Origin of the sequence: Pseudovibrio sp. Ad5 (assembly GCF_001623095.1) — a bacterium.
Lineage (GTDB): Bacteria > Pseudomonadota > Alphaproteobacteria > Rhizobiales > Stappiaceae > Pseudovibrio.
Map to the genome: position 1 here is coordinate 263424 of NZ_LMCH01000057.1, position 19326 is coordinate 282749.

13 protein-coding genes are annotated in these 19326 nt (G+C 52.8%); 9 read left to right on the top strand and 4 right to left on the bottom strand.

Translation table 11 applies throughout. From position 1 onward, the window contains the following. Positions 1-21 precede the first annotated feature (21 nt). From PsAD5_RS15985 to PsAD5_RS16015, 7 genes are all read left to right on the top strand, one after another. The gene (locus PsAD5_RS15985) at positions 22-639 is read left to right on the top strand and encodes a hypothetical protein (RefSeq protein WP_208988643.1); all 618 of its coding nucleotides are present in this window, start codon (positions 22-24) and stop codon (positions 637-639) included. 402 nt (positions 640-1041) lie between these two features. Beyond that, positions 1042-1572 carry a SixA phosphatase family protein gene (locus PsAD5_RS15990; protein ID WP_057462636.1) on the top strand — a complete coding sequence of 177 codons (531 nt, stop codon included), beginning with the start codon at positions 1042-1044 and terminating at the stop codon, positions 1570-1572. Positions 1573-1665: 93 nt separating this feature from the next. Next, on the top strand, positions 1666-3162 hold the full coding sequence (locus PsAD5_RS15995) for a YcjX family protein (RefSeq protein ID WP_063292792.1): 1497 nt from the start codon (positions 1666-1668) through the stop codon (positions 3160-3162). Continuing rightward, a complete protein-coding gene (locus PsAD5_RS16000) occupies positions 3159-4220 on the top strand; it encodes a YcjF family protein (RefSeq protein ID WP_063292793.1) in 1062 nt (353 codons plus the stop codon). Before PsAD5_RS15995 ends, PsAD5_RS16000 begins: the two co-directional genes overlap by 4 nt. 84 nt (positions 4221-4304) lie before the next feature. Continuing rightward, a complete protein-coding gene (locus PsAD5_RS16005) occupies positions 4305-4829 on the top strand; it encodes a GrpB family protein (protein ID WP_063292835.1) in 525 nt (174 codons plus the stop codon). 71 nt (positions 4830-4900) lie between these two features. After that, positions 4901-6076 carry a vWA domain-containing protein gene (locus tag PsAD5_RS16010; RefSeq protein WP_063292794.1) on the top strand — a complete coding sequence of 392 codons (1176 nt, stop codon included), beginning with the start codon at positions 4901-4903 and terminating at the stop codon, positions 6074-6076. 213 nt (positions 6077-6289) lie between these two features. Further along, the gene (locus PsAD5_RS16015) at positions 6290-7993 is read left to right on the top strand and encodes a DUF3011 domain-containing protein (RefSeq protein WP_208988645.1); all 1704 of its coding nucleotides are present in this window, start codon (positions 6290-6292) and stop codon (positions 7991-7993) included. Between the two features lie 6 nt (positions 7994-7999). On the opposite strand, the gene PsAD5_RS16020 is transcribed toward PsAD5_RS16015, so the two are convergent. After that, positions 8000-8785 carry an AraC family transcriptional regulator gene (locus PsAD5_RS16020; protein WP_057462639.1) on the bottom strand — a complete coding sequence of 262 codons (786 nt, stop codon included), beginning with the start codon at positions 8783-8785 and terminating at the stop codon, positions 8000-8002. 108 nt (positions 8786-8893) lie between these two features. Between PsAD5_RS16020 and PsAD5_RS16025 the strand changes: the two genes are divergently transcribed. After that, a complete protein-coding gene (locus PsAD5_RS16025; protein WP_063289618.1) occupies positions 8894-10111 on the top strand; it encodes an MFS transporter in 1218 nt (405 codons plus the stop codon). A 72-nt stretch (positions 10112-10183) separates the two neighbouring features. On the opposite strand, the gene PsAD5_RS16030 is transcribed toward PsAD5_RS16025, so the two are convergent. The 3 genes from PsAD5_RS16030 to PsAD5_RS28330 all read right to left on the bottom strand — a co-directional run bounded on the left by PsAD5_RS16030 (position 10184) and on the right by PsAD5_RS28330 (position 11540). Next, a complete protein-coding gene (locus PsAD5_RS16030) occupies positions 10184-10504 on the bottom strand; it encodes a 2Fe-2S iron-sulfur cluster-binding protein (RefSeq protein WP_063289619.1) in 321 nt (106 codons plus the stop codon). Between the two features lie 121 nt (positions 10505-10625). After that, positions 10626-10961 carry an Hpt domain-containing protein gene (locus PsAD5_RS16035; RefSeq protein ID WP_342585861.1) on the bottom strand — a complete coding sequence of 112 codons (336 nt, stop codon included), beginning with the start codon at positions 10959-10961 and terminating at the stop codon, positions 10626-10628. 282 nt (positions 10962-11243) lie between these two features. Beyond that, entirely contained in the window at positions 11244-11540 is a 297-nt protein-coding gene (locus PsAD5_RS28330; RefSeq protein WP_057462642.1) for a hypothetical protein, read from the bottom strand. Between the two features lie 386 nt (positions 11541-11926). Here PsAD5_RS28330 and PsAD5_RS16045 point away from each other — a divergent pair, with 386 nt between their 5' ends. After that, positions 11927-19195, top strand: coding sequence for an apolipoprotein A-IV repeat region-like domain-containing protein (locus tag PsAD5_RS16045; RefSeq protein WP_063292796.1), 7269 nt, complete (start codon positions 11927-11929; stop codon positions 19193-19195). Positions 19196-19326: the final 131 nt, after the last annotated feature.

Genomic DNA, 19326 nt, shown 5'->3' on the forward strand with positions numbered 1-19326 from the left:
TCTGCATTGCCTGGCATGAAAATGAAGCAAAACAATAAAACCAGTTTTTTGAGCCAGCACATACTTTCCAGTGCATCAAAAGCAGTTCTCGCAAGCTGCCTGCTTCTTACAGGCAGCTTACTCGCACAAGCAAACAGCACCATCTCGGAAAGCCTCCTCTACCAGCCGCATACACTGCACAACGGCTGGCGCAAAGATGTGGACGCACTAACGCACTTCACCGGCATGTTTTGCCCGGACTATATCAGCAAACTTTCCCGATCAGCTCTCGTTCCCGATCTGAAGGAACTCGGTATCGGATGCATTTACGAAACCGAGAACGGCGAGATCAAAGTCATCTTCCGCCGGCACAAAAAAGACACGGCGACAACTCTCATAAACAACTTCAAAAGCGGATATCGTCAAAGCCACTTCAAACCACTGGATCTGAAGACACCGCAAAATGAGGTTGCGTTCCGAACCGAAACAACAATGCGGATGGGCCGCGTCGAGAGTTTCACCGCCTACACAGCCCCAAGCGCTGACTATACGGTCTGGGCATCCATTTCAGATGATCTCCCTGTCAGCGAGCTTGAGAAGATCCGCACGCTTTTCAAAAAGCTCACCCTTCGCGTCGAGCAGGAGCAGCGCCGTAACTAACGCAGCGCAGCTAAATTGGCGGATCGCCCAGCACACCTACATCAGTGCAACCCTCATATTCCAACACACCGCGTCGTAAGCGACCAGTACAGTTGCCTAAACCATTCTGCCAACTGAATATCTTATGGGCACGACTGAAAAGAACTCAGTTACGAATGCATGCATCACTTATAAATATTTCAGTAATTATGAGATAAAAACCCCATACTATTAGGGGAATACTATCACCTTCCAAATTCAATCGAAAACATGTAGGTTTCAAACAGAGACAAAGCAAGTAATAAACAAACAAGTCCATCCAATTATGCTGCATCGCAATATCGCATAGCAGCAAAAATACAACTTAGAATGTTTCTACCTCTTAGGAACATAAAGTAATAAAGTATATCTGGAGGATAACATATGCTTCGCCTGATGCTGTTACGCCATGCAAAATCCGACTGGAGTGATGAGGGGGCTCACGATCATGATCGCTCCCTTAACACCAGCGGTTGGAAAGCCGCAGCAAGGGTTGGAGCCCACATCCACCAACATCATATGCATCCAAAACTGATCTTATGTTCTACGGCTCTTCGGACACGGCAAACACTCATGGAAGTAATGCCATACTTGCGCAGTGATACGCGCATTCAACTGCTCAGGGATCTCTACAATTCGAGCGAAGGTGACTACATAGATGCAATCCGCGCCTACGGTGGTGGCTTCGACACTATCCTCATTGTCGGCCACAACACAGCTATTCAGGACACAGCTCTTGAACTCACTGGCAAAGGCAACCCTGAGTACATACACCAGATGCAATCCAAGTACCCAACCGGAGCTCTCGCTGTAATAGACTTTGAAGAGCACCGCTGGTCAGAAATTGACTGCAAGAAAGGAAGGATCGTCTCATTCTTCCAGCCTCGACACCTGCAAGCTGTTTCAGGCTCCTGACTAGGAAAATTTTGCGCAATTCAACATTTATTGGCGCATTTGCGATTGCATTCCTCCAAAGAACGCACCACATCGTTCCTTGGAGGATGATCTGTGAGCCCACTGAATTCATTATTTAAAAACGCTAAGCTGGCCCTAACTGATGCACAAACAGCATTGGACAATCTAACGGGATCAGCGATTGACCTAACAGTCCCCACGGTCCGTCTGGGTGTCACTGGATTGGCACGTTCCGGGAAGACCGTCTTTATCTCAGCTCTCGTTCACAATCTCATTGCCGGAGGTCGCCTGCCTCTGCTGGATGCAGCGGGCACAGGACGGCTCGCGCGAGCATGTCTTCAGCCTCAGCCCGATGACAATGTTCCACGGTTCAACTATGAGCAGCATGTCGAAACACTGACAAAGGATCGCCTTTGGCCGGAGTCCACACATCAAATCTCCGAACTTCGCTTGACCATCGAATACGAGTCAGCCACATTCATGAACCGCCAGTTAGGCGGTGGCAAACTGCACCTCGACATCGTGGATTACCCTGGTGAATGGCTCCTCGACCTTGTTTTACTACGACAGGATTTCCGGCAATTCTCAGAGGAAGCCCTGAGACGCGCTAAAGCAAGGCCAGATTTGTCTGAGGAGTTTCTGTCAACACTCGCGCGCTATCAAGATAAGCTGCACGATGAGTTTTCAGAGGACATCGCAAAGGATCTGGCAAGCACCTTCACCACGTATTTGAGCCGCTGCCGGGATGATGAGAACGCACTATCCATGTTGCCTCCTGGTCGCTTCCTCATGCCCGGCGACATGAAGGGCACACCAGCCCTCACCTTCGCCCCGCTCAATCTGGGTGATACGCAGGTCAAACCCAAAGCAGGCACGCTCCTCGCCATTATGGAGCGCCGCTACGAAGCCTATCGCAAGCACGTGGTCAGGCCGTTCTTCAAAAACCACTTTGCCAAATTAGACAGACAGATTGTGCTCGTGGACGCACTAACAGCAATCAACGCTGGCCCTGAGGCCTTGGATGATTTGAGCGGAGCCCTCACTGAGATTATGGGCGCGTTCAGACCCGGCAAAGCAAGCTGGCTATTCTCAATAGTGTCTCGCAAGATCGATCGCATTCTGTTTGCAGCCACAAAGGCAGACCATCTGCGACGCGAGGATCACGATCACTTGGAGTTACTCCTCAAGCAACTGGTTGAACGGGCAATCAACCGCGCAGAGTTCTCAGGCGCTTCAGTTGAAACGCTCGCCCTCGCATCCGTCAGAGCCACCAGGCAGGCAACCGTTCATCACGATGGTGCAGAAACCCCCGCGCTCCTCGGCACACCAATGCCAGAAGAAACCATTGGCTCCATGAGGTTTGACGGCGAAGAAGAAGCAGCTATTTTCCCCGGCGATCTTCCTGACGATCTGAGTGACCTTTTCTCTACAGAGCAAAGCCACGGCACGCCGGAAGATCAGACCGCATTGAAATATGTGCGCTTCCGCCCTCCAAAGCTGGAACGCACGGCAGAGGGGCTGACCTTATCTCTCCCTCACATCCGTTTGGACAGCGCAATGGAATTCTTGCTGGGAGATAAACTCGCATGACCAACAAGAAAACACAGCAACATAAGCCTCAGGCACGCCGCGCTCCCAAAGCATTCAAACTGGATGACAGCTCCGTCCGGCTGGAGGGGGAGTTTGCCCACGAACCACTTTCCTCTGAAGCCGTTGTGTCAGAAGAAGATGAAAACGCGTTGGCCCTGCCACAGAACAATGTTGCCCCAGAGCCAAAACCAGCGAAGAGTCGTTGGAGCAAGATCATCGCCATTGGCGGTGGCGGCCTCGTCTCACTTGCCGTTGGCTTGGCTGTCGATAGCCTAATCAGAGACCTCTTTGCTCGCTATGACTGGTTGGGCTGGACAGCTGTTGGCCTCACCGCTCTCGGCTTTCTCGGACTGATCGGTTTGTTCTTCAAAGAATGGCGGGCACTCTCTCGTTTGGAGCAAATCGACCATATACGCGATAACCTCCAAACCGCAGCAGACAACGATAGCGATAAGGAAGCCCGTGCAGCTCTACAAAAGCTAATGGCGCTCTACGCGGACCGTCCGGAAACAGCTCATGGCCGCGCTCTGCTAAAAGGTCATATGCAGGAAATCATTGATGGGAGAGATCTCGTCAAACTGGCAGAACGTGAGCTGATGGCACCAATGGATGCACGTGCCCGCTTGATCGTCATGGAAAGCGCGAAGCGTGTTTCTGTAGTTACCGCACTATCACCTCGTGCACTCGTTGATATCCTGATCGTACTTTACGAAAACCTGCGCATTGTTCGCCGCATCTCCCGTCTTTACGGAGCCCGCCCCGGCGCACTCGGTTTCTGGCGCCTTTCACGAGATGTAGCGGCTCACCTGGCCGTCACAGGTGGCATGGCCGCAGGAGATAGCCTGCTGGAACAGTTCATTGGTCAGGGCTTAGCAGCAAAACTTTCCGCACGTCTTGGCGAAGGACTAGTCAATGGCTTCCTCACAGCACGCATTGGCGTTGCTGCAATTCAAACCTGCCGCCCTGCGCCATTCATCGCCACAAAAGGCCCATCACTAACGGAGCTCATGAGCGAGATCACGAAATCTGCCCCAGATGAGATTGCAGATCAGGATTAACGAATATCTCACGCCAGCCCTATGCTTCCCCCAATCTCTTGGTATGTTCAAAGGGCTGACAAAACAAAGGCGGCAGACACAGCTATGATCACGCGCAAAGTCAAAGTGGTAGATGCACAAGACAACTGGGCCGAGGAGTTCCGGCTGGAGCAAGAAATTTTGCGTGAGCTACTCGGAGATATTGTCGAAGACATTCACCATATTGGCAGCACATCTGTGCCAGCTCTTGCCGCCAAACCAATTATCGACATCCTGCTGGAAGTCTCCAGCATCCCAGCACTCGATACTCAATCTGCAAAGCTGATCAATCTTGGCTATGTCGCCAAAGGTGAATACGGCATTGCAGGTCGCCGCTACTTTGAAAAAGGTGGTGACGACCACACCCATCACCTTCACGCGTTTAAATCAGGAGATCCGCACGTTTACAGACATCTGGCCTTTCGTGATTACCTGAAAGCTCATCCTGAGATCCGTGAGAAATATGCCCACCTGAAGAAGAAAACAGCGAAGGAGGTCAACGGAGATGTCGAGGGATATCGAGAAGGCAAGAAAGATTTTGTTGAGCTTCATCTCGCCAAAGCGATTGACTGGGCCAGAGGCTCTTATTGATCCCTATGCTTTTGCCTAAGGTGTCAATTGCACTCTCGACACTGCACCGCCCAATCGCATAATGTGACCCCATGTTTATTCAGTTTTTCGAAGAGCTAAAATCCGCTGGTTTACCCGTATCCGTACGCGAATATCTTACGCTTATGGAAGCGCTGGACGCTGATCTGCCCGGTAAACGGGTGGAAGATTTTTACTTCCTCGCACGAGCAACGCTGGTCAAAGACGAATCCAATCTGGACAAGTTTGATCGCGTCTTTGGCCACACGTTCAACGGACTGGACCTGATGAGCAAAGTGGCAACCACAGACATTCCAGAGGAGTGGCTGCGCAAGCTCACAGAAAAGCACCTTTCTGAAGAAGAGAAGAAGCTTATCGAATCCATGGGCGGCTTTGAAAAGCTCATGGAAACGCTACAAAAGCGACTGGAAGAGCAAAAAGAACGCCATCAGGGCGGCAACAAGTGGATCGGAACAGGTGGCACATCCCCGTTCGGCGCGTATGGCTACAACCCTGAAGGCATTCGTATCGGACAGGACGGAAGCCGCCATCGCCGAGCGGTCAAAGTCTGGGACAAGCGCGAGTTCAAGGATCTGGATGACACAGTTGAACTGGGCACCCGCAACATCAAGGTTGCCCTGAAACGCCTGCGCAAGTTCGCCAGAACCGGTGCTGCTGATGAGCTGGATCTGGACAACACCATCAAATCCACGGCCCACAAAGGCCTGCTAGATATTCAAATGCGTCCCGAACGACGCAATTCGGTCAAAGTGCTTTTGTTCTTCGACATCGGCGGCTCAATGGATGATCACATCCGCGTCTGCGAAGAATTGTTCTCTGCTGCCAAAACCGAGTTCAAGGTGATGGAATACTTCTACTTCCACAATTGTCTCTATGAGTTCGTCTGGAAAAACAACCATCGCCGCCACACTGAGCGCATCAACACGATGGACGTGCTTCATAAATATCCAAGCGATTACAAAGTGATCTTTATTGGCGACGCTTCAATGAGCCCCTATGAGATCACCTATCCCGGTGGTTCAGTTGAACATTGGAACGAAGAAGCAGGCAACGTCTGGGTAAAACGCGTGACAGACCTTTATCAAAAAGCAGTCTGGCTCAATCCGGTACGGGAAAAGCACTGGGATTACACTCATTCCATCGGCATGATGAAAGAGTTGTTTGATCAGCGCATGTACCCTCTCACTCTGGAAGGCATGGATTCTGCCATGAAGGAACTTGTACGCTAGAGCGAGTTCTAACAACACAGAGCATTTAACCTCCCCTTTTTGTAATTTTACAACTAGACTGCAAGTAGCATTGAGATCTAGACAGCAACTGCGCTTGGCAAAAAGCATGCCTCACACCTGTATCAAGGAAGAAGCTGCAACAAGCTTTCAGCTGGGCGCAAGCTGATTGCGTTAGGCAACAAGTGCACCAGAAGAGCTAAGAGAGGCTATGCTGTGAGCAAATCTATTTTGTGGCAACTGCTTACAAGGACATCGGCAGGCACTATCGCCTTCATTGCCCCGTTCCTTGCTGCCAATGCCAACGCAACAACTATTCCGCCGATTAACTCGCTTATTCCAGCACTCATAATTGAAAGCTGCCTCGACAAAACCGACGCAGCATTGGATAGCCCGGAATTCATCGACTGCCTGACCAACACCCTCACCAGACAACCTGAGGGCGATAACATACATAGCAGCGATCCGACGCACAGGCCTTCAACAGCGAACCATGTCGCCAACTCACCAGATCGTCTGGATGGCACCAACGTGGTTGTTTGCGCCTCAGAGAACGCTGGTTACACCAAGTGCAAGATCTCGAACGCCAACCGCAATTACGTCCAGTTGCTGCGCCAGACCTCCTCAGCACTCTGCAAACTCAATGAAAGCTGGGGCGTCGTCCCATCGCATCTTTGGACGGATAAAGGCTGCTCTGGCATCTTTTATGTTGGCAACAAACCGTACGCTCGCAAAACCGTAAACACGGTAAGCGCCAGTTCATCTTCTCTAAAGAAGCAGATCAAGTCAGCCAGCTCAGGTGGTTTGATCACCCCCATTCCGCAGCTTCCTGAATTTACGAAGGACGGATGGCGTAAATGCGCTCTCGAATTTCAGGTTTGCGAGCTGCCCTACGCAACAACCGTTCGCTTCGGCAGGCCCGGCGCATTTTACGAGAAGTCTGCGAAAGGTGATGTTCATTGCCGGACCGATTTCTTCGGAGACCCAGATCCTGCCTCGAAAAAAGCATGCTATTACAAGCTGAAGCGGGATAGCACATCTCCACAGGCTGCGCCTCCAACGCAAGTTGTGACACAAGACTTGCCGCCATTGGAAAACAGCCAGATTGCACCGGAAGATGATCTGGCGATCAATGTGGCCGAACCACTCTGGAAGGCCCGCCGCGCCTGCTCCACACTGGGCAGCAAGATCATTGCAACCAAGAATTCCCTGTCAGAGTTGCCGCCTGTCTATTTGGGCCTCGGCACCTTCACCAATCAGCAAATGAACCAGAAACCGGTACTGGTACGGACAGGGGACAAACTCGCTGGTCGCGGCGTTTACCAAAGTCAGGGCATGTACGTGCCCTTCAACTTTTCCTGCGCGCTCAACAGCAACGGAACAGCCGCCCAACATTTTGTTTTCCATGAACAAAACACAGACCTCATAACACAGGACCTTCTGCCAAACTCTGACAAGTTCCTTCAGGAAAAAGCTCCATTGAATGGATTTGACGGTCCCTATGTCTGGGTGTCTGGCCTCCCAACAGGCGCAGGCGACAAGAGCGCAATTTTGGTTCATGGCGTACCTGAAACAGACGATACCGACTTTTACGCCCGCTGTCTGGCTGGAAGCGGTGATATCGAGATCATGTTTCAGTCAACCGTCCCTGCTTTGCAGGAAGGCGATAGTATCCTGATTTCGCTAAGCACAAGACGGTTCAAGGAAAGTTATGTTGGCGTCGGCAGTTCGTTGAATCAGGAAGCCGGTGTTTCCCTGCCACTCCTCACTTTGAACAATGGCTCTTCACTTTGGAACCGAATGGTGCGAGACAACGAGTTGAAGATCAATCTGGGCGGCTATGCTATCTACAACGTAAGCCTCAAAGGCAGCGCTAAGCACGTTCGCAACTTCATCAGCGCATGCAGCGCCAGCAAATAACCTAGGCTACGCAGTCTTGAAGTATTTGCCCGGCGTCGTGCCAAAGGCTTTGCGGAACTGAGAAATAAACGGACTTGGCCCTTCATAACCAAGTTTGAAAGCCACATCACCCACACTTCGGCCTGCTGAGAGCAGCTCCAAAGCACGAAACAGCTTGGCCTGCCCACACCATTTGCGATAACTCCAGCCCGTCTCATCAAAGAACCGCCGCTCAAACGTGCGCTGGGACATAAGCGTCCGCTCCGCAGCATCCGCAAGGCTCGGCAGGTGCGCAGGGCATGACAGGATAGACTGGCAAAGCTCTTTCAAAAGCACGTGGTTGACTGGCATCGGCAATTGCAGCGGCGCATCTGGTAAACTCTTCAATTGATCAACAATCACCTGCGCAATCCGCGCTGTCGCCCCATCAAGCGCATAGTCCCGGGGCGCTGCCATAATCTCCTGTATCAGCTCGCGTAAGAGCGGCGTCACTTGCACCACAACAGGCTTATCAGAGAGTCGCTCAGACCAGTCCTCTCGCAGATACAGGCTCCGAAACTGTGTTTTGATCGGATAGACAGTCCGATGCATCATACCTCCGGGAACCCAGACTGCACGCTCTGGCGGTACAACAAATGTCCCCTCCTCAGTAAACACAGTCGTGGACCCTTGCATGATATGAACCAGCTGCCCGCGTGAATGCGCATGCGGCTCCCCCTGCCCGCCGATGGGCATATCTACCGCATAAGCAACAATGGGTTGCGGACGATCCACCTCATGTGGGTCTGCAAAAACATCAGCATGAATGGGCATCAAACACCTCTTGGCGACTTCAAGATATTTTTTGGCAAACTAGTGCTATCACGTAAACAAACTTTTCGCTTACTTAATTGCAAAACTCATTTCTAAGAACGAAGCACCATGTTGAATATCATTAAAGACATCAGAGCCGACTGGCGCTCACCCTTTGTATTTTTGTTGGTCCTCACCGTCGCCTCACAGCTCTCATTTTCTGTGTGGTGGAACCTCATCAATAACTTTGCAGTTAACACGCTCGATTTCACGGGGCAGGAAATCGGCATTCAGCAGTCCATCCGCGAAATCCCTGGCCTGCTGGCATTCACAGTCATTTTCATGCTGTTGATCTTCAAAGAACAAACGTTCACGTTGATCTCTTTGGGCCTGATGGGCTTCGGCATTGCAATCACCGGATATTTCCCATCCGCGATCGGCTTTTACGCCACCACCCTCATCATGTCTTTCGGCTTCCACTACTACGAGACGCTCAAGCAGTCTCTATCCCTACAGTGGTTGCCAAAGAAGGATGCCCCAGCACTGCTCGGACAAATTATTGCGGTCTCATCACTGGTCTCACTGTGCATCTACGGCTCGATCATGATCGGCTGGAAAACGTTTGACCTATCCTATGAGCAAGTGTTCTTGTGGGCAGGCATGGCAGGCATGGCCCTGACCATCTTTGCCACCTTTGCCTTCCCAAAGTACAAAGCACACGTGGAACAGCATAAAAAGCTGATCCTGCGCAAACGCTATTGGCTCTACTATGCGCTCACCTTCATGAGTGGTGCCCGCCGTCAAATCTTTACAGTCTTCGCAGGCTTCCTGATGGTCGAACGCTTTGGCTACGAAGTGCATGAAGTTGCAGCGCTGTTTCTGCTGAATGGCGCAATCAACATGTTCCTCGCTCCAAAGATCGGTGCGTTCATCGGTCGGGTTGGTGAGCGGACTGCATTGACTTGCGAGTATGTCGGTTTGATCATCGTCTTCCTCTCCTACGCATTCGTCACCAACGTCTACGTGGCTGGCACTCTTTACGTGATCGATCATGCTTTCTTCGCCATGGCCATCGCAATGAAAACCTACTTCCAGAAGATTGCAGACCCGGCAGACATCGCACCAACCTCCGCTGTCGACTTCACCATCAACCACATCGCAGCTGTGGTGATTCCGGTGGTCTTCGGCACGATCTGGCTCTTCTCCCCTGCACTGGTGTTCATTGCAGGCGCATCCATGGCTGCCATCAGCCTGATCCTGAGCCGCATGATCCCGCGCAATCCGGAACCTGGCATGGAAACCGTTTGGGTTCCAACCCGTCAACCACAAGCAGTTGGCGCTGAGTAAACGCTTCCAATCACACAACAAAAAAGGCTGGCCCAATCGGACCAGCCTTTTTCATTTAAACTCTACAGCTGATTAGCTCTGGCTCTCTGGGATGTGAACCACCAAACCATCCATCTCGTCCGTCACACGGATCTGGCAGGACAAGCGAGACGTGTCACGAACGTCCTGAGCAAAGTCGAGCATATCTTCTTCCATAGGCTCTGGATCGCCAGTCTTGTCATTCCAGGCTGGGTCCACGTACACGTGACAGGTCGCGCAAGCGCAGGCACCACCACATTCCGCTTCGATTCCAGGAACCATGTTCTTAATCGCGTTCTCCATAACGGTAGAACCGGCAGCAGCATCCACCTCATGGCTTTCACCTGATGAGGTGATGAAAGTAATCTTTGGCATATTTAAAGTCGTCCCGACCCTGATTGGCTTATTCTGTTGCCTTCAGATACATGTAGGCGCCCAGCTATTCAAGAACTTCTGGACCAGACCTTATGGTCAAACCCGCGCAGCCAATCATACTTCACGAATTCTGCAGCTCTGAGAGATCCGCCGAGACCTCGGCAAGGCAACTCTCAACAGTCATTAGCAATGGCACAGTTCCGTTCGCAGCTTCCTGCTCAGCTTGCTCCAGAGCCTCCCCAAGCGCAAACGCACCAACACCGCGTGCAGAACCCTTAAACCGATGCAGCAAAGCACAAAGGGTTTCTGTTCCCATTGTCTCGTGCAATCCCCGACGGAACTCTTCTATCTGATCAGCAAACATCTTCAGAATCTGACCTTGCAAATCCGGGTCATCAAACGTCACAGAAGAGAAGTGATACCTACATATAGCACTTGTAGTTTTATGTAGTTCCATAGCTAAGTTTACGTTAGGCCTCCAAATACAGCCAAGTGACTCAAAGTTATCGCGATATTCTGAAAGTTGATTCGCTTGAGTGACTCAAACCCTGCCACCACCAAGACTCTGCAGTGACTCTACCCCTCATTTTCCATAGGCAACGGAATCTAGTCCCCAAAAGAAAACACAGGTTTTTATTTCATGGTTAACAAGATCCTACCGCCCAGATTCAAATCTAGACTCGTGACCCCGTCACCGGCTCTCACTGCCATTACACGTTAAAATTGACAAGACGCTCTGTTAAAGATGGTTAACAAGATTTTTCGAATTACCATCACGCTCCAGCATCGCACGTCCCGTATCGGTCAGCTTACAAACGAGCCAATCCGGCTTCAACGGGTTGGAAAACCAAGGCTCCGCCCACCCTGCTGCAATACACGCCCGCACAGTTGCAGCTGGCACTTGTCGACCGCTCTCATCGAACAGCGGTAACTTTCCACCTGCTTCGTTAAGACCTCGCCTTAACCATTTGAGTTGTGTGGGACTCGGACGATTGGAACCTTTAGAACTGACTGGAGAATTTTCGCGATTAGTCATAGTGAGTTCCCCCCAAAATTGCTGCCTGTGACTTATCGTAGGGCACCTAAAAATCCCGGCAACTTCTGTTGTACAGTCCACCGGATTGTGCCATTAGGTTAAGGGTAGCTGCAAGGTGGGGAAATCTAAATCTTAAGGTACCGTTAACATTAACGGTCCGCTTTGATTCTGAAAACTCCCTGTTTTTGGCCCTAGAAGTTCGACGGTGCTCTCAATTCAGAGCTGTTGGATTGCATGGGGCCAAACCTATTGTTGTCTGAAATGCGTTCTTGTTTGGGAGGAGTGTATTTCGCGTAGGACGGACACCTTGTGGTGACGGCGCCGGCACAAAAGGCGAAAAATGTGCTGACGACCGGCAAGTAGAGAGTACGGACGCGAGGCGAGATATGGCGAACACCCCGAAGGCGAAAGCTCCATCGGAAGTGGCTCTGTCAGCGGTAGAAGAAGCCCTTCAGGCTGATTTTGGCGCTCCACAAGAGTCTATTTTATCCAGTGAACAGGAGAGCACCACTGCGGAACCCCCGCAAATGTCTGCTAGCCCTGCAACGGAGTCTGTAACAACAGCTCCTTCCTCTGATAAAAAACTGGCTCAGCTTGTAGAAGAAAATCAAGCTCCGAGACAGGTTCGCAAACGTGGCCGTGGTGGCCGCCCGCCCACAGCAAGTAATGATGACCGCCAGTCCATTGGCTCACTGATGTTTGCTCTGCAACGCAAGCCGTCTGCAGCTCCATTCTGGTTCGCATTTGCAGTCTCCGTTGTCTGGGCCAGCCTTGGCTTGGCGATGTCCTGGGGCTCATTCGCTGCTCAACTTGAAAAATCATCCTCCTTCTCAGGCGTATTTGAAAACCCGACATTGGTTCTCATCTCCGTCTTTATTGTTGTTCCAATCGCATTTGTCTGGGTTATGGCTCTCCTGTTCTGGCGAGCACAGGAAATGCGCAACGTCGCGCGCGGCATGACAGAAGTTGCTCTTCGTCTTGCTGAGCCTGAGGATGTTGCAAAAGAAAGCATCCTGAACGTTGGTCAGGCAATCCGCCGCGAAGCTGCCGCCATGGGCGACGGCATCGAACGCGCGATTGCACGTGCCAGCGAGCTGGAAGTGCTCATTCATAAGGAGGTCTCTTCTCTTGAGAACTCCTATAATGACAACGAACTGAAAATTCGTCGTCTGGTGGAAGAACTTGTCAGCCAGCGTGAAGCCATTCAGGCAAACGCAGAGCTGGTTCGTGAAACCATCTCCGGCTCCCACGAAAATCTTGCATCACAGCTCGCGAACACATCAGAGGAATTCGCCTCCTCTGTTGATCGTGCCCGGGAACGCCTAACCGGTTCGATCGACGCTACGCTTGAGCAGATGACAAGCAAGATCGAAAATCGCGTCACAGAAGCGACCGACAGCTTCACTGAAGCTGGTAGCGAAATGGTCTCCTCGCTGACCGTTCGCTCCGATGATTATGTCGAGCGCCTCACCTCTACCGGCTCTGAGCTGGTTGAAACACTCTCCGACACCGGCTCCAAGCTCTCTGAAACACTTCACGAGCGCGGATCTTCTATCAATGAAGAGTTCTCCTCTACTGCAAACTCCTTCATTGATAACCTGACCGAGCGCGGTACAGACCTCAACACCCGTCTTTCTGAAACCTCAGAAGCACTCGTTGACAATCTGGCAAGCCGCAGCGATGAAATCACGGCATCCCTGTCCTCCACCGGAACTGAAATTGTTGAGGGTCTTTCCACTCGCGGCAATGAAATCAGCGACCTGTTGGCAGAACGTGGCGACGCTCTGAACGCAACACTCGGCGCTGCTGGCGCAGAACTGTCTGCAACCATCACAGACCAGACAGAGGCCATGAAAGGCGTTCTGCAGGCACAGGGTACTGAGCTGACTGCCTCTATCGAAGAGACCGTCTCTTCTGTAACGGCACAGTTTGTTGGAGCAAGCTCTGACCTGACACAAACTCTGGTAACCACATCCGGTGAAGTTGTTGGCCAGATCAGTGCAGCAAACACAGAACTCAACTCCACACTGACCAACGGTCTGTCCGAGTTTACATCCAGCGTTTCGCAAACCAGCGGCGAGCTGGCACAGACACTGGTGATCACCACATCAACCGTCACCGAGCAGCTGACCGAAGCAAATGCGTCCCTCACCGATACGCTCAATGTTTCCGTTCAGTCCATCAGCTCTGCTGCTGAGGGTGCAAGCTCGCAGATTGGTGCTGTTCTTTCAAACGGCGTTACAGAGTTGAGCACAAGCGTCACAAGTGCAAGCTCCGAACTCTCACAAGCTCTGGCAACAACAACCTCCACTGTGACCGATCAGATCAACAGTGCGAACGACACCCTGACAGAAACAATGAACCTTGGCGTTGTATCCATTAACCAGAGTGTCGAGACCGCAGGTTCCGAGCTGACAACGACACTTCTCACCGCTTCCAGCGAAGTCACTGAGAAGATCACCACAGCAAACGACAACCTGACTGAGACCTTGAAGGGTGGCATCGATACCATCACCCGTACAGTGGATGGCGTTAGCGGCGAACTCTCCCAGTCTCTGGACAGCGGCGTTGAGCTTCTGTCTCAAACGGTTAGCAACACAACCTCTGTTATGGCTGAGACAATGGAAAGCGGCGTAGCTAATCTCAACGAGAGTGTTTACGGCGTATCCGCACAGCTGACAGAAACACTGGACACCAGCGCATCCAACTTCACAGCATCTGTATCCGGCGCGACCGCCAACATCACAGAAGCTCTGGAAGATGGCGTCTCCAGTCTCAGCACCACTGTTTCTGGTGCAAAAGAGCATATCTCCGAGGCTTTGGAGGGCGGCGTTGTCACACTCAGCGAAACCGTCAATGCTGCAGGTTCCCAGATCTCTACGATTATGGACAGCGGTGTGGGCAGCCTGACCGACTCGGTCAAAACTGCAGACACAATCATTTCCGAAACGCTGAACACAGGCGTCGGCAACCTCAGTGAAACCGTCAATGCAGCAAGCTCCCAGATCTCAACGATCATGGACAGCGGTGTGGGCAGCCTGACCGACTCGGTCAAAACTGCAAACACGATCATTTCCGAAACGCTGGATACAGGCGTCGGCAGCCTCAACGAAACCGTCAATTCCGCAAGCACACAAATCTCAACGCTTATGGAAACCGGTGTTGGCAGCTTGAACGAGACTGTAAACACCGCCAATACTCAGCTGACAGATACGCTGAACCTGACAGTCACAACAGTTTCCGATCAGTTCGGCAGTGCAAACGCGCAGCTGCATGAAACGCTCGAAACTTCTATCTCTGGCATCACCAATCACTTCACCTCCGCAAGCACACGTCTTTCCGACGAGATCCTTACCCGTGGTGAAGAAATCAACGCCAACCTGTCTCTTACAAGTGGCCGCCTGATCGATACGATCACAGGCCGCACCGAAGAGATGATGGGTGTCGTTGATGAGCGTGTGACCAATCTGGACACTGCCCTGCGCTCAACCGGCGAACAGGCAGCAGAAGGCATTGCAAACCGTGGTCGCGAGATCAATGAAGCAATCGCTGTTCAGTGCACCGACTTCATCGACACACTGTCCCACCGCTCCACTGAGGTTTCCGAAGTGTTGCGCGGTGCTGGTGAAAGCATCATTGCGGATCTGTCTCTGCGTGGTGGTGACATCGCAACCCGTCTGGATGACACGGCAAACACACTCGGCACCACAATCACAGTTAGCGGCGGCGAGCTGGCTGACCGTCTTGGCAACGTCAGCACTCAGATCTATGAGAGCATCACCATCAACGGTGCTGAGCTGGATCAGCGTCTGGCAGAGCGCGGTGCAGAAGTTGCTGACACCATCAGCAAACAGACATCCGCCTTCAAGACCGCTCTTGAAAGCACAACAACTGACATCACCGGCGCACTTGGCCTGCGCACTGAGGAACTGGCTGACAAACTGGCTGACACCGGTACACAGCTTGCATACCTCATCGGCTCTCGTGGTGAGCGCGTAACAGCTGATCTGACCGAAATCGGCGATCGCATTACCGAAACCCTCGACATCCGTGGTCGCGCTTTGAACGATGGTCTAGCCAGCAAACTGGCAGAACTGGAACAGGTTGTTACCGAAAGCGGTTCCGATCTTGTTCAGTCTCTCGATTTGCGCAGTCAGAACATCGGCGAATCCTTCGACAACCGCATCGAGACACTCGACGCGAAACTCGAAGAACGCACCAACACCTTTGAGCAGAGCTTCGATACACGCGCAGCAGCCCTCACTGAGACCATCGAAAGCCGCACTACCAAGCTGGCAGACGCGGTCGAACAGGGCACTGGCATCATCGCAAGCACTCTGGAAGAGAAAACCCAATCCATCTCCAGAATCCTCGAAGATCGTACCGACATCATTGCGGTCAATCTCTCCGAGCGAGTGGAACAGGTTGGTGTCTCTCTCTCCAATCGTGCAGAGAAGATCGGCGAAATCCTCGCTCAGCGTTCCGAAGCTATCGAAGAGACAATCTCTACAAGCCTGTCCACCTTCGATCAGGCAGTCGGCGACAAGGTCGAAGCAGCTGCAACTGTCATCTCTGACCGTGCAGAACACCTTGCAGACTCTCTGTCCACCGGCACAGAGCGCATCGATCAGGCTCTGGACGCACGCGCCAAGCAGATCTCTGAAACTCTGGTCAGCCGCACCCGCGAGATTGCCAAAGCATTCCACGACGGTCAGACCGAGATCAACGAAGCGCTCGACAGTCGTCTGGAAGAAGCTGGCAGCATCATCGTTCAGCAGTCCAAGAACCTCACCGACGCTCTGTCCGAGCAGGTCGCAGAGATCAACGTTTCTCTTGGCTCCAAAGTGTTCGAAGTTGCAGAAACACTCGACACCCGCTCCAAAGCTCTCGAAACGATCCTCAACGATCGCCTCGAAGCAATCTCCTCCACCATGGGAGACGAGAGCGAGAAGGCAGCAACCACGCTTACAAGCGCAATGGCAGAGGCAACCTCTTCCCTTGGCTCTGAAAGCACCCGTGTTCGCGACCTTATCCTCGAAGTCGTTGGTCAGGCATCCGATCGTCTTGCTCAGGAACGTGACCTCACAACCGAGAAGGTTGTCAGCAGCGTAGAGCAGCTGTCCGGCACACTGAGCAAAGAAGGCGAGCGTCTGCAGGAAATTGTTTCCAACTCCATCGGCGAAGCCCGCAACTCTCTGGAAGGCGAAGGCGAGAAAGCAGCAGCAGCTGTTTCCGATGCCATGGCAACCGTCCGCGGTACGCTCACCAAGGAAGGCGACGAAGTCGCACAGCGCGTTCTCAGCACTGTGGCTCAGGCAGCTAACGCTCTGGCCGTGGAAAGCGAAAACGCCCGCGCCATGTACACCGCAACCCTGGCTGAAATGTCTGGCGCCCTCACCGGCGAAAGCGACAAGGTCCGTGGTGATCTGTCCCAGACTATCGAGCTGGTGACTGGCCGCCTCTCCGCAGAAAGCGAACGCTCCAAGACGATCCTCGCAGAATCTGCAGAAGACGTCCGCAAGCTTCTGGCTGGCGAAACCGACGAAGTTCGTGCTCGCGTCTTCACCACCATCGAAGAAGCAGCAGGCACTCTGTCCACCCGCGTCAAGTCCGTGGCAGACGAGCTGCTGGTTAAAGCCGAGAACCTCAACGATGCCTTCGGCAGCCGCTCTGCTGAGCTTTCAGAGATCATCGGCAAGGACGGCAGCGAGTTGATCACTGCCATCGAAAACCGTGCTCATGACCTCACCACACGCGTCAACGAAGTCCAGAACGCAATTCTGGATGCGGTTGCTGTGAAGGGCCGTGAAGTCTCTGACCGCTTTGCACAGAACGGTCTGCAGGCAACACGCGATTTGGTTGAAGCTGGCGACAAGATTGTGACTGCAATCGATGAGCGCAGCAACATCGCAACAACCCGTCTGGACGACAGCCGCGAGCGTATGCAGGCCAACATGAACGTCCTGCTCAACGCAGTCTCCACAAAGGGTCAGGAAGTTGCAGAGACCGTCACCCGTCAAGGTGCAGTCGCAACCGACGCTCTGACACAAACCATCGACGGCATCGGCAACACCATCGAAGATCGCACCCGGATGGCTGTGAACGTGATGACAGGTACCAAAGAGCGTCTGGAAACAGATGTCTCCGAAATCCTGACACGCCTCAACGCATCCAACGGAAGCCTTCGTCAGATCCTTGCATCCGCAAGTGAGAACCTGTCTGAAGTTGAAACCAACCTCGCAAACCGTGCAGGTGAGTTCAGAACCGCGATCGACCGTGCTGTTACCGAGACTGAAGCAGCAAACGCCACCATCGAGAACCAGGTCGGCCAGCTCCGCAACACAACACATACCGTGCTTGCAGACGCTGCGAAGATCGCGGGCCGCATGGAAGACCAGAACCAGCTTCTCGGTCAGGCCATTGCAGATCTGGAAGCAACCAACACCCATGTTGACAGTCGCTTCACAGACCGCCGTATGGCAATCGAAATGGTTGCAGACACGCTGATCAAGAAAACCTCTGATGTTGAAGTGCTCATGGCGAACTACACCAACACCCTTGGTGATACGCTTGAAGTTGCTGACGACAAGGCCCGCGAAGTTTCCGGCATGCTCCGTGCTGCTGCAGAAGCTGCGACCAAGTCTGTGACTGAGCAGTTCGAAAGCATGCGCATGACCGCTGGTATGGAAGGTCAGAAGGCACGTGATGCAGTTAAAGCTGCCCACGATGATATCCTTCATGACATGAAGTCCACCGTCACTGAGGCATCCGAGCGCTTTACCGATGCAACATCCCGCATGCGTGAAGTTGCCCGTTCAGTGCACCATGAGCTGGAAGCAACCCGCTCTGAACTGAATGCAGGTATTCTGGCTCTGCCGGATGAAGCAGAAGCATCTACCTCTGCACTGCGCCGTATCGTGAGCGAACAGGTGAAGGCACTGGAGGAACTCTCCACAATCGTGTCCCGCCAGTCCTCTCAGTTCGATGTGTCCACGCCAGCTGAACCGGCACGTGCAGTCAATGCAGCTCCGGCAGCAGTGGCAGCGACCAGCCAGTACGCAGCAGCTGAAGCACCAACCCTGCAGCAAGTTGCAGCAACCGGCGCAAAGCCAGCACGTATGGCGCCAAGCCCTCGCCGCATGGAAGCACCAGCTCCACGCGCAAAGCGTCCGCAGCCAACACCAGCGGCTGCACCGCAGGGAAACGGCACATCCAAGGGCTGGATCAGCGACCTGCTCCGCCGCGCTTCAGACGATGAAGACACAATGGGCGGACATCCGCGTGACACAGCAAACGCACGCACCCCGCAGCACATGGTTGAATCCCTCAACTCCCTGAGCATGGACATTGCTCGTGCAGTTGATCATGAAACCTTTGTGGATCTGTGGGAGCGTTACAAGCGTGGCGAACGTGATGTCTTCACCCGTCGCCTGTACACCCTGCAAGGTCAGCAGACCTTCGACGAGATCCGCCAGAAGTACGGTCGCGATCCTGAATTCCGCAGCGCAGTTGAGCGTTACATTCAGGACTTCGAGCAACTCCTGTCTCAGGTCTCCAGAAGCGACAGCGACAATCAGCTCGGTCAGACCTACCTGACCTCTGATACCGGCAAGGTCTACACCATGCTTGCTCACGCAAGTGGCCGCTTCGACTAAGCACTGCTGACATTCAAACTCAAAAAAGGCTCCTGAGATTTTCAGGAGCCTTTTTTGTTAGGCCGACACAATAACACCGGTCTCCGTACTCGTTGCCCTTGCCCCCCCTCATACCTCTCAGATCCTGTGGT